Below are 12,200 nucleotides of genomic sequence, written 5' to 3'. Positions count from 1 at the left end.
CGGGACCCGCGGGTGTCGGCGGGCAGTGTATCAGGCGGGATCGCACGGGGCGTGCCGGCCGCTGTTGCAGACGCGGGGCTTGTGGGCGATGCTGGGGTGGGGGGAGAGGCCCGGATGGACGTGGGGATCGTGCGCAGCATCGACTTCAACGCCGCCGCCAACCTGGCGGCGGCGGTGTTCTTCCTCGCCGTTCCCGTGGTGGTGGTGCTGGGGTTGGCGTGGTGGGGCCGGCTGCGGGTGCGCCGGCCCGCCCTCGCGCTCGCGGCGGTGATGGTCTACGAGGCCCTGGTGCTCTACTCCGCCGTGTGGGGCCAGTTCCACCGCATCGACGTGGATGCCGAGGGGCGTTGGCTGCTGCACTACTGGCTGCCGGCGCGGACGGTGGTCCTCGGCCCCCGCAACGTCGCCGCCGTGCGGGCGGCACCCGGCGACCCCTGGACCTGGCGCACGGTGCGGGTGGTGGTGGAGACCCGGGACGGGCGCCGCCTGCGCAGCACCCAGTTCGGGCGGGAGCGGACCCAGGCGCTGGTGCGGGAGCTGCGCGCCCTGGTGCGCTGAGGGCCGGCGGCTCAGGCGAAGAGGCCGTGCAGGTACCAGCGGCCGCTGCGGCGGTCGCGGAAGACCCAGCCGCGGCTGCCGGCCCCGTTCTCGGCGAGGTAGTAGTCGCGGGCGATGTCGCCGCCGTCCCACCAGCCGCTCTCGATCCGCTCCGGGCCGCGCCGCAGGCGCCAGCCCCGAGGCAGGCGGTCGGCGCCGGCGGGAAGCGCCGCGGGCCGGGGCAGCAGCCACAGGGGACGGGGCGCCCGCGGGCGCGCCTCCTCCCCGTCATCCTCCGAAGGGCCGGCCTCCGGGGGCAGGAGCCGCCAGGCCCGCTCGGGGCGATGATCCGCCGCAGGCCCCAGGACCTGCACCGCCCCGGGGCCGAGGCGGGCGGTGAGGCGGTCGAGGAGGACGGGCCACCCGGCGTCCCCCCGCCGCGGCGGCGCGAGGAGATCGCCGCTGCGCTCCGGCAGCGGCTCCAGGGCGGTGCAGCCCAGCGCCAGGGCGCACACCGGACGGTCGAGGCGGAGCCGGTGCAGATGCGCGCGCACCACGCCCTCGAGGTGGGCGGGATCCCTCCCGGGGGTGGCGAGGCCGACGCGCAGGCGGGTCGGTTCACCCTCGCGGTGGCAGAGGGCGAGACCGATCTCGCGCACCCCGAGGGCGCGTCCGCGCAGCAGGCCGCAGAGCTCGCCCAGCAGGCGCCGCAGGGCGAAGCGCAGGGCCTCCACATCGGCCGTCTCGGCGGGCAGCTCGATCTCGCCGTGGTAGGCGGGCGGGGGCTCGTAGGGGGCGCGCGGGTCGGGGGCCCGCCCCAGGAGGCGGTCGAGATGGTGCACGGCCGCGGGGCCGATGCGGCGGGCAAGGCCGTCGCGCGGCAGCCGCAGGCAGCCGCGCAGGTCGCGCACGCCGAGCCCGCGCAGCGCCGCCACGGCCCCCTCCGGCAGGCCGAGGCAGCCCAGGGGGAGGGGGGCGAGGCGCGCAGGCAGGAGCCGCCGGTGCAGGACCGGGGGCTCGGTGCCGAGGCGGGCCAGGGCCTCGGCCGCCGCCGGCGTGGGGGCGACGCCGATGCGGACCCGGTAGCCGAGGGCGGCCGCGCCCCCGCGGACGCGCCCGAGCAGCCCCTCGAGACCGCCCCAGATGCGGAGGCAGCCGCCGATCTCCAGCAGCACCATGGCCGCCTCGGTCTCCAGGCTCACCCGGGGGGTGAACTGCAGGCACCAGGCGGCGAGGCGGCGGCGGGCGTCCGCCTCCGCCCGTGGATCGCGCGGGCGCACGAGGAGCCCGGGGGCGAGGGCCCAGGCCGCGGCCAGGGACATCCCGGGGCGGATCCCGGTGCGGGCGGCAGCGCGGTTGCGGGCGAGGACCCGGCCACGGCCGCCCTCGCCTTCCACCACCACCAGGGGGCCCTCCTCGCCGGCGCCGCGCGCGGCCACCTCGAGGGCGAGACGGGGCAGGTGGAGGCTAAGCCAGAGCACCGCGCCGCTCCAGCACCACGGGGCCTGCCGGCCAGCGGCCGCGGCAGCGCGCGATGCGCACCTCGAGCCCGTTGCCGGCGGGGCGCAGGAGCAGGCGCAGCGCCGCCGGCGTCGGCGGGTGGTCCGGGGGCAGATGCGTGAAGCAGGGGGTGCCCCCTTCCTCGGCGGCGAGCTGCAGCCGCCGCGCCTCGCGCGGCCCCACGCACCCCGGCCACAGGAGGACCGCGCCGCAGTCCTCGCAGCGCAGCGCCTGCTCCGCCGCCCACAGGGCCTCCCGCCCCTCGGCCCGGACGAGGAGGCTGCGCCCCGGGGCGATGCCGCAGGCCGCCAGGGCCGGGGGATAGGGGAGGCGGGGCGGTCCGATCCAGAGGAGGGGCCGGCCCCACGCCGCGATGGCGGCGAGCGCCGGCATCAGCAGGCCGAGCTCGCCGATGCCGGGGGCCGCGGGGAGGATCTCCACCACCCCGCCCTGCGGCCAGCCGCCGCCCGGCAGAAGGGCATCGAGGGGCGGCCAGCCGCTGGCCAGGGCACGCCCCGCCGGGAGGCCCTGCCGTCCCCGCCAGACCCGCCCCTCGGCGATGAGTCGCTCCACCGGCATACTGTTCATATAAACAGTTTCCGGCCCGAAGGCAACCATCCCCATGCCGACCGCGGGATGGGATCATCTTATGACAAAAGATGAGAAAGTCGCCGCAAGACTTTGTGATTTCGCGGCTTCAGCCTGCCTCCGAGGCCGGCCGGACCAGCCCCTCCTCGGCCAGCCGCCGCAGCAGGGCCGCCACGTCGCCCTCGATGCGCGCCCGCCCCGCCTCCGGGAAGGCCTCGGCCAGCACCGCCGCGATCTCGGCCGCGCCCACGGGCCTCTCCAGCAGCCGCCACACCGCCGCCCCCACGGGGTCGAGCCGGTGGATGCGCCCGCCGGCGTCGTCCACCAGATAGAGGGCCTCCCCCACCGCCTCCACGGCGATGTCCGCACGCCGTACCCACCGCTCAGCCGGCACGGTCCAGCACCTCCCGCGGCGCGAGGGGGGCGAACCGTTCGGCCAGCAGCGCCGCCCCCTCGGCCGCCTCCCCGTAGCGCAGGCGGTAGCAGGGCACCGCGGCCGCCAGCCGCCGCAGCCGCAGGAAGATCCGGCTCGGCAGCGGCCCGCGGGCGAAGTTGCGAAGCAGCAGATGCTGGAGGGCGTGGTCGGCGTCGCCCTCCATCAGGGCGGGCGCCGCCCCTTCCGCGCGCTCGAGGGTGACGATGGCCGCCACCGGCCGCCGCGTGCCCCGGGGGGCGAGCCCCGCCGCGTCCAGGGCCAGGTAGCGGTAGCGCGCGCTGGTCGGACCGGGATGCGCCGCCGTCAGCGCCTGCGCCGCGGCCCCGAGGCCGGCCGGCAGGGGCAGGCGCAGGCGCGGCAGCATCCCCAGCGCCTCCACCTCGCCCGCGGGGCCGAGCGGCGCCACGTCGTCGGAGAACAGCCGTGCCCCGCGCGCCGCGAGCGCCGTCGCCAGGGTGCTCTTGCCGCTGCGGTAGGTGCTGGGGATGAGGAGGATGCCGGAGGCGGTCTCCACCGCCGCGGCGTGAAGACAGAGCCGCTCCGGGCGGGCGGCGACGTAGGCATGGACGAGGTCCACCACCAGATCGCAGACCGCGTCCACCGGATCACGGAACCGCCGCGGGGCCTCGGTCCACGGCGAGCATCGCTCGTAGGCCCCCTCGCGGTGCCGGATGGCGATGCCGGGACCGGGCGGGGTCCCCTGCACGGGTACGACGGACCAGTCGCGAAGCACCGCCCGCAGGGGCGCGATGAGCGCCCCGGCACCCCGCAGGACGAGGTGCGCAGAGAGCTCCGGTACGGCCCAGGTCTCCGGCCCGGAAGGCCGCAGAGGGGCGCGCACGTCAGCCGCGGGAGGCGCCGCCGGCGGCCTCGCCCTCGGCGCCGGATCCCCCGGAGGAGCCGCCGCTCGCCGCCTCGTGCCGCGCCCCCGAGCCTGCCGACGAGGCGCCGCCGTCCTCGCCGCCCGTGCGCTTCTTGTTGCCGGTGGAGACCCACTCGCTCTTTTCGCCGCCGCTGGAGGCGCCGCTGGCGCGGGCGTCGCTCAGGGTCAGCAGGGTGGGGGTGACGTAGGCCGCGGCGACCCCGAGGCCGAGGCGGGCGAGGGCGCGGCGGCGGCGCAGGTCGGTGGTGCGGATGTCATTGCTGCTCATGGTGCGGTCTCTCCTTCCCCGTGTGGTTCGAGCCGTGCTCGAGATTAGGAATCGCTGAAGGCAGGGGGGGATGCTAATGCAAAACGGAATGATTCGCAATAGCTGTCCAACGCCCGGGGCGAGGGCGGTGGGGGTGGTCAGAGGGGGCGGCCGCCGCGGACGACGCCGACGCCGACGCCCTCGATCTCCAGCCGCTCCCGGCGGGGGTCGACGACGATGGGCGGGAAGTCGGGGTTCTCGGAGAGGAGCACGATGCGCCCGACCTCGCGCCGCAGGCGCTTGACCGTGACCTCGTCGCCGAGGCGGGCGACCACGATCTGGCCGTCGCGGGCTTCGGGGGTGCGGTGCACGGCGAGGAGGTCGCCGTCGAGGATGCCGGCGTCGCGCATGCTCATGCCGCGCACCCGCAGGAGATAGTCGGCACGGGGCTGGAAGAGGCGGGGGTCGAGCAGGACCCGGTCCTCCACGTGCTCGGCCGCGAGGATCGGCACGCCGGCGGCGACGCGGCCCACCACCGGGATGCCCGGCCCCTCGCGGAGGCGGATCCCGCGGGAGGCGCCGGCGACGAGCTCGATGGCGCCCTTGCGGGCGAGGGCCCGCAGGTGCTCGGCGGCGGCGTTGGCGGAGCGGAAGCCGAGGGCCTGCGCGATCTCGGCCCGCGTCGGCGGCATCCCCTCACGCTCGATGTGGGCGCGGATGTAGGCCAGGACCTCGCGCTGGCGGCGCGTGAGCGGCTCTGCAGGCATGCTCCTCCCCTCCGCCGCCGGCCATGATCACCGGGCGGGGCCGGCAACGCAAGGCGGCGGGCCCGCTGCACGGGCCCGCCGCCCGGCCTAGCCTTCGCCCCCGTTGCGGGGCGTGAGGGCCGCCGCGCGCTGCTGCAGCCTGCAGCCGAAGGCGAGAAGGAAGCGCAGCGCCGACTGGGCCTCGGGATTGGCGAGCATGCGCACGGTGCCGAGGAGGCCGCCTCCCGCCGGCACCTGCACGCACTCCTCCAGGGCCTCCTCCATGGCGCGGCGGGTCTGGTGCGCCAGCTCGGCCATCTCCTCGTTGGCGAGGTTGTTGACCATCTGCTCGATGAAGACGAAGCCGCGCTCCACCATGGAGTCGGTGGCGGCGTCGCGGGCGGCGTGGACGAGCCGCACGAGATCGAACAGGGTCTGGGTGGCGCCGAGCCGGTGGAGCTCGCCGAAGGCCTGGATGGCCTCCGCCATGGCCTTGCGGTTGACCTCGTCGTTGAGGAGGTCCGCGAGCTCGCCGAGGTTGCCGAGGGCCGTGACCAGCCGCTCCACCATGCTGTCGGTGAGGGCCTCGCGGGCCCCGTGCAGCAGCCGCACGAGGTCCAGCGCCCCCTGCAGGGCGCCGAGCCGGTGCAGCTCCGTGAGCCCGTCCAGGAGGGCGTGGATCGCGGCGCGGGTCTGCTCGTCGTTGAGGCGGTCGAGGACCTCCATGGCGTTGCCCGCCGCCACCGCGGCGCGCTCCACCATGGAGTCGGTGAGGGCGTCGGTGGTCGCCCGCGCCAGCCGCTCCAGCTCCTCGCCCATCGCCGGCGGGGCCTGGGTCGTGTCGTTCATGGCTTGCCCCCCGTCACAGCAGGCCGCGGGCCGAGAGCCAGTAGAGCCGGTTGTAGGCGAGCTTGAACCAGTGGATCATCCGCGAGGGCGGCCCCGGGTTCGGCGGGGTGGTGTAGTTGAACCAGACGTAGGTGCCGGTGTCGAGGCCGGTCTCCACGAAGCAGAAGACCTTGCCGTCGTAGTTGCGCGCCCAGCGCCCCTCCTTGATCAGGGAGGTGATGTTGTCGATGACGGTGTCGGCCTCGAAGTGGGCGGTGGAGCCGGCCTTGGAGATGGGGATGTTGGTGGTGTCGCCCACCACGAAGACGTCGGTGGAGCCCTCGCGGTGCAGGGTCTTCGGGTTGGTCGGGACCCAGCCGCCCTTGCCGAGACCGGAGTCGTCGATCACCTGCGCGCCCTGGTGGGGCGGGATGGTGATGAGCAGGTCGTAGGGCAGGGTGACCCCCTCCTCGGAGGTGATGGTCTTCTTCTCCGGATCCACCTCCTTGGTGTTGAAGAAGGTCTCGTACTTCACCCCGAGGCGGTCGAACTCGGGCTTGGCCCAGTTGGCGACGGGCTCGAGGGCGTGCAGCCGCCCGATGGGGTAGGTGTAGGTGATCTCGGTCTTGTCCAGCACCCCCTTGGCGGCCAGGAACTCGCGCAGCATGAAGACCACCTCCAGCGGCGCCACCGGGCACTTGTGGGGGGCGTTGACGTTGACCACCACCTTGCCGCCCTCGAATTCGGCCAGCGCATCACGCAGCTTGCGCGCACCGTCGAGGTCGTAGAACCAGTGCGCGCCCTCGGCCATGCCGGGGATGTTCTGGGGCATGATGCGCGAGCCGGTGGCGATGACCAGGTAGTCGTAGCCGTAGGTCTTGCCGGACTCGGTGGTGACCTTCTTGCCCTCGACGTCGATGCGGGTCGCGGGATCGACGAAGAAGTGCACGAGGCGGTTGAGGACCTCGCGCTCCGGACGGAAGAGCTCCGACTCGCGGATGCGGCCGAAGGGGACGTAGAGCAGCCCCGGCTGGTACATGTGGGTGTCGGTGGCGCCGAGGACGGTGATGTTGACCGCGCCCGAGCGCAGCTCCGGGGCGAGCTGGCGGGCGAGGCCGTTGGCGACGATGGTGCCGGCGAGTCCCCCGCCGACGATGAGGACGGTCTTGGCCATGCCGGTTCCTCCTCCCTTGTCGATGCCGGGCGCCTTGCGCGCCCCATCCTCCCGAGACGTGCAGGGGATCGCCTCCCCTGCGTACGGTCACCCCGCCGTCGAGCGGGGCGATGAACCTGGATTCTTGTCGTTTTCGTCGCCGGCGTCCCATGCGGCCGGGGGCATCGCATCCGCGGCCGTCCGGCGCGGCTACTTCGTCTTCTCGACCACGATGCTCCAGTAGCCGTCCTTCTCCTCGATGCCCACGAGCCTGTGGCCCACCTTGGCCACCCACTCGGGGATGTCGTTGGCCGAGCCCTTGTCGGAGGAGAGGACCTCGATCTCGTCACCCACCTCGGCCAGCTTGATGGCGGCGATGAGCTCCATCAGGGGACCGGGGCAGAAGGCCCCGCGGGCGTCGATGGTCTGTCGCTGTCCCATGGTGTCCGCATGCCTCCCGTCACAGGGTGATGAGCTCGCCCTGCTCGGCGTCGCTCAGGAACTTGGTCAGGCCCAGCGCGCCGTCGAACAGATCCGGCACCAGGCGGTCCAGCTCCCAGCCCAGCACGTCGAGGGCCATGGAGCAGGCATACATCTGCATCTCCCCGAGCATCTTGCCCTGCTGGAAGAGCTCGATGGCGTCCGGCGCCTTCTTCTCCAGCATCAGGCGCGAGAAGGTCCCGCCCTGGTAGCGCTCCTCGGGGCTGCGGTCGCGCTCGAAGACCGGGACCGCGTTCATGCTCACGAAGACCTGCGCGGGACGGCCGGAGACCGCGGCCACAGAGGCCATCATGGCGGCCATCTGCACCTTTTCGTGCTCGCCGGAGCAGAGGAGGATGTAGAGGGGCTTGCCGTCCATGCCGCTCACTCCCGGGTCATGTCCGTCTGGACAGCGAACCTACGGACCGGGTGTGTCTGACACAATATCCCTTCGGGTCAGGCAGGTGAAGCCCCGGCGCCGGCGAGGTGGCGGCTCCAGAGCAGCGCCGCCCCGGCCACACCGGCCGGCATGGCCACGATGTTGACCAGCGGCAGGGCGTAGAGGCCGTAGGCCACGAGCCCGAAGCCCCAGGCCGCGGCGCGATGGCGGCGGAGCACGTCCCGGATCTCGTCCACCCCCATGCCCTCGTTGGAGAGGGGGTAGTCCAGGTGCTCGAAGGCGCTCGCCCACCCGGCGTAGAGCAGCCACAGGAACGGTGCCGCCACCTGCAGCCCCGGGATCACGAACAGGAGCAGGAAGGGCAGCGCCCGCACGCCGAGGTAGAGCAGCTTGCGCGTCTCCTCCCAGGGGGCCTTGACCAGGCCGCGCAGGTCCGTCGGGCCCGCCGGCGGGGGGCGGCCGCAGGCGCGGGCCACCTCCGCGGCGAGCCGCGCGTTGAAGGGCGCACCCACCACGTTGGCGAGCACGCCGAAGCCGGCCGCCCCGAGGAGGAGGGCCGGGATCACCGCCAGCAGCCACACCAGCCACTCCACCGCGCCCGCGCCCCAGGCGAGCCAGGCGGGGAGCCAGGCGGATGCGGCCTCGGCCGCCGCCTGCGCCTGTGCGCCGATGACCCCGAACAGCCACCACATCCCCCCGCCCACCACGACGAGGGAGATGGCGAGGGGCGCCGCCACCCAGCGCCGCAGCCCCGGGCGTGCGATCCAGCGAAACCCGGCGAGGGCGCAGGAGGCCCCCGTCAGCATCCCTCCGGCGGCGGTCATGCCTCGCCGCCGCCAAGGTCCGCGTTTCGCCGGATCTGCTCGCGCACGGTGCCGACGTAGTCGGCGAGGGCCAGCAGAGCGGCGATGGCGAGCACGACCCAGAGCGGCACCGAGTGGACGCGGTAGGCGTAGTAGCCGACGAAGAGGAGGAAGAGTCCCACCCCCACCAGTCCGGCGATCACGTCCCGCATGGCGTCGTCTCCTCCGTCGTGGCGGCGAGCCGGCCCTCGAGCCAGCGCGCCGCGCGCAGCAGCCGCACGTCGTCGCCCCGCGGCGCGATGAGCTGCACCCCCATGGGCAGCCCATCGGGGCCCGTCATCGCCGGCAGCACCACCACTGGCATCCCGAGCAGGGTCCATGGTGCGGCGAAGGGGGCGTCGAGGGGCTGCTCCTGCCGCGGCGGCGCCTCGCCCGCCGCGGCCGGGGCCACGAGGACATCATACTCGTCGAAGGCCTCGCGCACGATGCGGTAGAGGGCGGCGGCCTCGCCCGCCGCCCGCAGGTAGTCCACGGCGGCGTGGCGGCGGCCGCGCGCGACGAGCTCGGCAAGCGCCGGCGAGACCCGGCCGCGGCCGACCTCCTCCTCGAGGCGCAGGGCGAGGTCGGCCTCGAGGACCAGGCGGGCCTGCGCCGCCGCCTCGCGGAAGCGGCCGCCGAGGCCGATGCGGCCGGCCTCCCCGCCGAGCATCTCGGCCAGCGCCGCGAGCCCCTCCGCCGCGGCGGGCCCGGGCCGCATCCACTCCGGCCCCTCCACGAGACCGAACCGGGGCGGCAGCGGGGGCGGGCGCAGCGCCTCCTCGGCCAGGGCCGGGCGGGCGAGGGGGCGGGTGTCCGGGTCCTCGGGGTCGTCGCCGAGGAGCGGCCCGGCGACGAGCGCGAGATCCTCCACCGCGGCGGCCAGCACCGCCACCCCATCGAGCAGCCGCGAGCGGCGCAGCATCCCGGGACGCGGGATCCAGCCGCGGCTCGGCCGGTAGGCGTGGACCCCGCACCAGGCCGCGGCGGGGACGACGGAGCCTGCGCAGTCGGCGACCAGCGCCGCCGGGGCCATGCCCGCGGCGAGCGCCGCGGCGGCGCCGCCGGGCCCCATGCCCACCGCCCGCGCCGCGTCCAGGGGGTGGCGGGTGGGCGGCGGCAGGCCGCAGCCGAGCTCGGCGGTGGCGGCCTTGCCGAGGAGCACGGCCCCCGCGGCACGCAGCGCCCGCACCGCCCAGGCGTCCTCGAGCGGGCGGCGCCCCTCGTGCAGGGGCGAGCCGTCGCCGGTGGGCATGTCGGCGGTGTCGAAGACGTCCTCCACCGCCACCGGCAGCCCGTGGAGGGGGCCGAGGGGGCGCCCCTCCCGGCGCAGCTCGTCGCAGATCGCCGCCTGCCGCCGCACGTGGCCGGGGTCGTGGAAGGCCCACGCGCCGATGGCGGCCTCCCGCGCGGCGACGGCCTCGAGGCACTGCCCGGCGAGCTCGGCGGCGTCCAGGGCGCCTTCCCGCAGGGCCGCGACGAGCACGGCGGCCGGGCCGCGGCGGTGCGGCGCGGTCTCAGCGTCCATAGACATAGTTCGGCAGCCAGAGGGCGATGTCGGGGAAGTTGTAGAGCAGCACCATCGCCAGGACGACGATGAAGAGGAAGGGGAACGAGCCCTTGAAGATGTCCACGAGCTGGACCTCGGGCGGCGAGACCCCCTTGAGGTAGTAGGCGGCCATGGCCATGGGCGGGGTCATGAAGGAGGTCTGCAGGTTCAGGGCCACGAGGATGCCGAAGAAGAGGGGATCGACGCCGAAGGGCTCCAACAGCGGCAGGAAGATGGGCACGAAGATGATGATGATCTCGCTCCACTCCAGCGGCCAGCCCAGGAGGAAGATGATCACCTGGGCGAGGATCAGGAACATCACCGGGGAGAGGTTCAGGCCGAGGACGAACTCCTTGATGATCTCGTGTCCGCCGAGGTAGGAGAAGACCGAGGAGAAGGTCCAGGAGCCGACGAAGAGCCAGCACACCATGGCGGAGGTGCGCACGGTGAGATAGACCGAGCTCTTGAGCATCTCCCAGTCGAGGGTGCGGTAGGCGGCGGCGAGGAGCAGGCCGCCGAAGGCGCCCAGCGAGGCCGCCTCCGTGGGCGTGGCGAGGCCGAAGAGGATCGCCCCCAGCACGGCCAGGATCAGCACCGCCAGCGGCACGAAGGAGGTGAGCATCATCCACAGGACCTGCCGCATGGGCATCTCCGTGGCCTCCTTCGGCGGCTTGGGGGCGAGCCTCGGATTGAGCAGGGCGCGGCCCATGACGTAGATCATGTAGAGACCGGCGAGCAGCAGCCCCGGGAAGAAGGCGGCGGCGTAGGCCTGGACGATGGAGACCCCGGCGGTGGCGGCGTAGAGGATCAGCATGATGCTCGGCGGGATGAGGATGCCGAGGCAGCCGCCGGCGCAGATCACGCCGGCCGCGAACTGGCGGTCATAGCCCGCCTTGAGGAGGGCGGGAAAGGCGAGCAGCCCCATCAGCGTCACCACGGCGCCGATGATGCCCACGGCGGTGGCGAAGATGGCGCAGGTGCCGAGGGCCGCCACGGCCATGGAGGCCGGGACCCTGCGCGCGGCGATGTTGAGGCTGAAGAAGAGCTTGTCGACGATGTTGGCGCGCTCGACGATGTAGCCCATGAAGAGGAACAGGGGCACGGCGACGAGGACGTCGTTGGAGATCACCGAGTAGGTCTGGTTGACGGTGAGGTCGAAGATGGTGTTCTCGAAGAAGGGGACGTCCGGGCTGTAGTAGGCGTAGAAGCCGAAGCCGATGCCCATCGCCAGCAGCGTGAAGGCGATGGGGAAGCCGAGCAGGATGGTGGCGACGAGGAGGGCGAGCATCAGCATCGCGACCTGCGGATCGCTCATCGCCGCGCCTCCCCGTCGGTGCCCTCCCCGGCGTCCAGGTGCAACCCGTGCTCGAGGGCCCGCTCGCGCTGGGCGAGCAGGGCCACCTCCGTCTCCTCCACGTCGTGCAGCCGCTCCGGCCAGCGCCCGCTGCGGATGCACATCAGGCAGCGGATCACCTCCGCGATCCCCTGCAGGAAGAGGAACATGGCCCCCACCGGGAGGACCGTCTTCAGGGGCGAGATGGGGACCCCGGCGGGGGAGTTGATGCTGACCTCGCCGCGCGGCCCCTGCGGCCCGTAGGGCATGTAGCTCCAGGACTCGCCCGCATAGTCCCACCCGGCCACCACCAGCGCCGCCACCGCCGGGAAGAAGAAGAGGAAGTAGAGGACGAGGTCGACGCCCGCCTGCACCCGCCGCGGCCACAGCCGGTAGATGACGTCGCCGCGGACGTGGGCGTTGCGCGCCAGGGTGTAGGCGCCGCCCATCATGATCAGCGCCCCGTAGGTGGTGTAGCTCATGTCGAACGCCCAGTCCGTGGGGTTGCGGAAGGCGTAGCGGACGAAGACGTCGTAGCTCGTGCCCAGGGTGCCGATCAGGAGCGACCAAGCGAAGGCCTTGCCCACCCAGGTGCTGAGGCCGTCGATGAAGAGCAGCAGGCGGTCCATGGATCCTCCGGTGCGGATCTGCGCGCGCGCTCGCACCGGGGCGGCGGCGCCC

16 protein-coding genes are annotated in these 12,200 nt (G+C 74.0%); 1 reads left to right on the top strand and 15 read right to left on the bottom strand.

What is annotated here, in order from left to right:
- Positions 1 to 114: 114 nt before the first annotated feature.
- Entirely contained in the window at positions 115 to 558 is a 444-nt protein-coding gene (locus EDC57_RS07780; protein ID WP_123401309.1) for a hypothetical protein, read from the top strand.
- 11 nt (positions 559 to 569) lie between these two features.
- Here the strand turns inward: EDC57_RS07780 and EDC57_RS13315 are convergent, their stop codons facing one another.
- The 15 genes from EDC57_RS13315 to EDC57_RS07715 all read right to left on the bottom strand — a co-directional run bounded on the left by EDC57_RS13315 (position 570) and on the right by EDC57_RS07715 (position 12,148).
- Positions 570 to 2,018 carry a Y-family DNA polymerase gene (locus tag EDC57_RS13315; RefSeq protein ID WP_123401308.1) on the bottom strand — a complete coding sequence of 483 codons (1,449 nt, stop codon included), beginning with the start codon at positions 2,016 to 2,018 and terminating at the stop codon, positions 570 to 572.
- Positions 2,005 to 2,625, bottom strand: a complete 621-nt coding sequence (gene imuA / locus EDC57_RS07770) for a translesion DNA synthesis-associated protein ImuA (protein ID WP_170165073.1) — start codon at positions 2,623 to 2,625, stop codon at positions 2,005 to 2,007. Before imuA ends, EDC57_RS13315 begins: the two co-directional genes overlap by 14 nt.
- A 109-nt stretch (positions 2,626 to 2,734) precedes the next feature.
- Positions 2,735 to 3,019, bottom strand: a complete 285-nt coding sequence (locus tag EDC57_RS12785; RefSeq protein WP_170165072.1) for a PqqD family protein — start codon at positions 3,017 to 3,019, stop codon at positions 2,735 to 2,737.
- A complete protein-coding gene (locus tag EDC57_RS12780) occupies positions 3,009 to 3,662 on the bottom strand; it encodes a hypothetical protein (protein ID WP_170165071.1) in 654 nt (217 codons plus the stop codon). Before EDC57_RS12780 ends, EDC57_RS12785 begins: the two co-directional genes overlap by 11 nt.
- A 241-nt stretch (positions 3,663 to 3,903) precedes the next feature.
- The gene (locus EDC57_RS07760) at positions 3,904 to 4,212 is read right to left on the bottom strand and encodes a hypothetical protein (protein ID WP_123401305.1); all 309 of its coding nucleotides are present in this window, start codon (positions 4,210 to 4,212) and stop codon (positions 3,904 to 3,906) included.
- Between the two features lie 137 nt (positions 4,213 to 4,349).
- Positions 4,350 to 4,958: a transcriptional repressor LexA gene (gene lexA, locus EDC57_RS07755; RefSeq protein WP_123401304.1), complete on the bottom strand. Its 609-nt coding sequence runs from the start codon at positions 4,956 to 4,958 to the stop codon at positions 4,350 to 4,352.
- A gap of 87 nt (positions 4,959 to 5,045) precedes the next feature.
- Positions 5,046 to 5,786 (bottom strand): helical membrane plugin domain-containing protein, encoded by a 741-nt coding sequence (locus EDC57_RS07750; RefSeq protein ID WP_211331928.1) that lies wholly within the window; start codon positions 5,784 to 5,786, stop codon positions 5,046 to 5,048.
- 13 nt (positions 5,787 to 5,799) lie between these two features.
- Complete coding sequence (locus EDC57_RS07745) at positions 5,800 to 6,939, bottom strand: NAD(P)/FAD-dependent oxidoreductase (RefSeq protein ID WP_123401303.1); 1,140 nt, start codon at positions 6,937 to 6,939, stop codon at positions 5,800 to 5,802.
- Positions 6,940 to 7,128: 189 nt separating this feature from the next.
- Entirely contained in the window at positions 7,129 to 7,359 is a 231-nt protein-coding gene (locus EDC57_RS07740; protein ID WP_123401302.1) for a sulfurtransferase TusA family protein, read from the bottom strand.
- 19 nt (positions 7,360 to 7,378) lie between these two features.
- On the bottom strand, positions 7,379 to 7,777 hold the full coding sequence (locus EDC57_RS07735; RefSeq protein WP_123401301.1) for a DsrE/DsrF/DrsH-like family protein: 399 nt from the start codon (positions 7,775 to 7,777) through the stop codon (positions 7,379 to 7,381).
- Positions 7,778 to 7,854: 77 nt separating this feature from the next.
- A complete protein-coding gene (gene cysZ, locus EDC57_RS07730) occupies positions 7,855 to 8,622 on the bottom strand; it encodes a sulfate transporter CysZ (RefSeq protein ID WP_170165070.1) in 768 nt (255 codons plus the stop codon).
- Positions 8,619 to 8,813 carry a hypothetical protein gene (locus tag EDC57_RS12775; protein WP_170165069.1) on the bottom strand — a complete coding sequence of 65 codons (195 nt, stop codon included), beginning with the start codon at positions 8,811 to 8,813 and terminating at the stop codon, positions 8,619 to 8,621. The genes cysZ and EDC57_RS12775 overlap by 4 nt, the downstream gene beginning before the upstream one ends.
- Positions 8,801 to 10,165, bottom strand: coding sequence for an amidase (locus EDC57_RS07725; protein WP_170165068.1), 1,365 nt, complete (start codon positions 10,163 to 10,165; stop codon positions 8,801 to 8,803). Before EDC57_RS07725 ends, EDC57_RS12775 begins: the two co-directional genes overlap by 13 nt.
- The gene (locus EDC57_RS07720; protein WP_123401298.1) at positions 10,155 to 11,501 is read right to left on the bottom strand and encodes a TRAP transporter large permease; all 1,347 of its coding nucleotides are present in this window, start codon (positions 11,499 to 11,501) and stop codon (positions 10,155 to 10,157) included. The genes EDC57_RS07725 and EDC57_RS07720 overlap by 11 nt, the downstream gene beginning before the upstream one ends.
- Positions 11,498 to 12,148 (bottom strand): TRAP transporter small permease subunit, encoded by a 651-nt coding sequence (locus tag EDC57_RS07715; protein WP_123401297.1) that lies wholly within the window; start codon positions 12,146 to 12,148, stop codon positions 11,498 to 11,500. Before EDC57_RS07715 ends, EDC57_RS07720 begins: the two co-directional genes overlap by 4 nt.
- Positions 12,149 to 12,200: the final 52 nt, after the last annotated feature.

Source organism: Inmirania thermothiophila, assembly GCF_003751635.1.
In the GTDB taxonomy this organism is placed as follows: Bacteria; Pseudomonadota; Gammaproteobacteria; order DSM-100275; family DSM-100275; genus Inmirania; species Inmirania thermothiophila.
The sequence above is the reverse complement of the archived record's forward strand: the minus strand, read 5'-3'. Positions and strand labels throughout refer to the sequence as shown.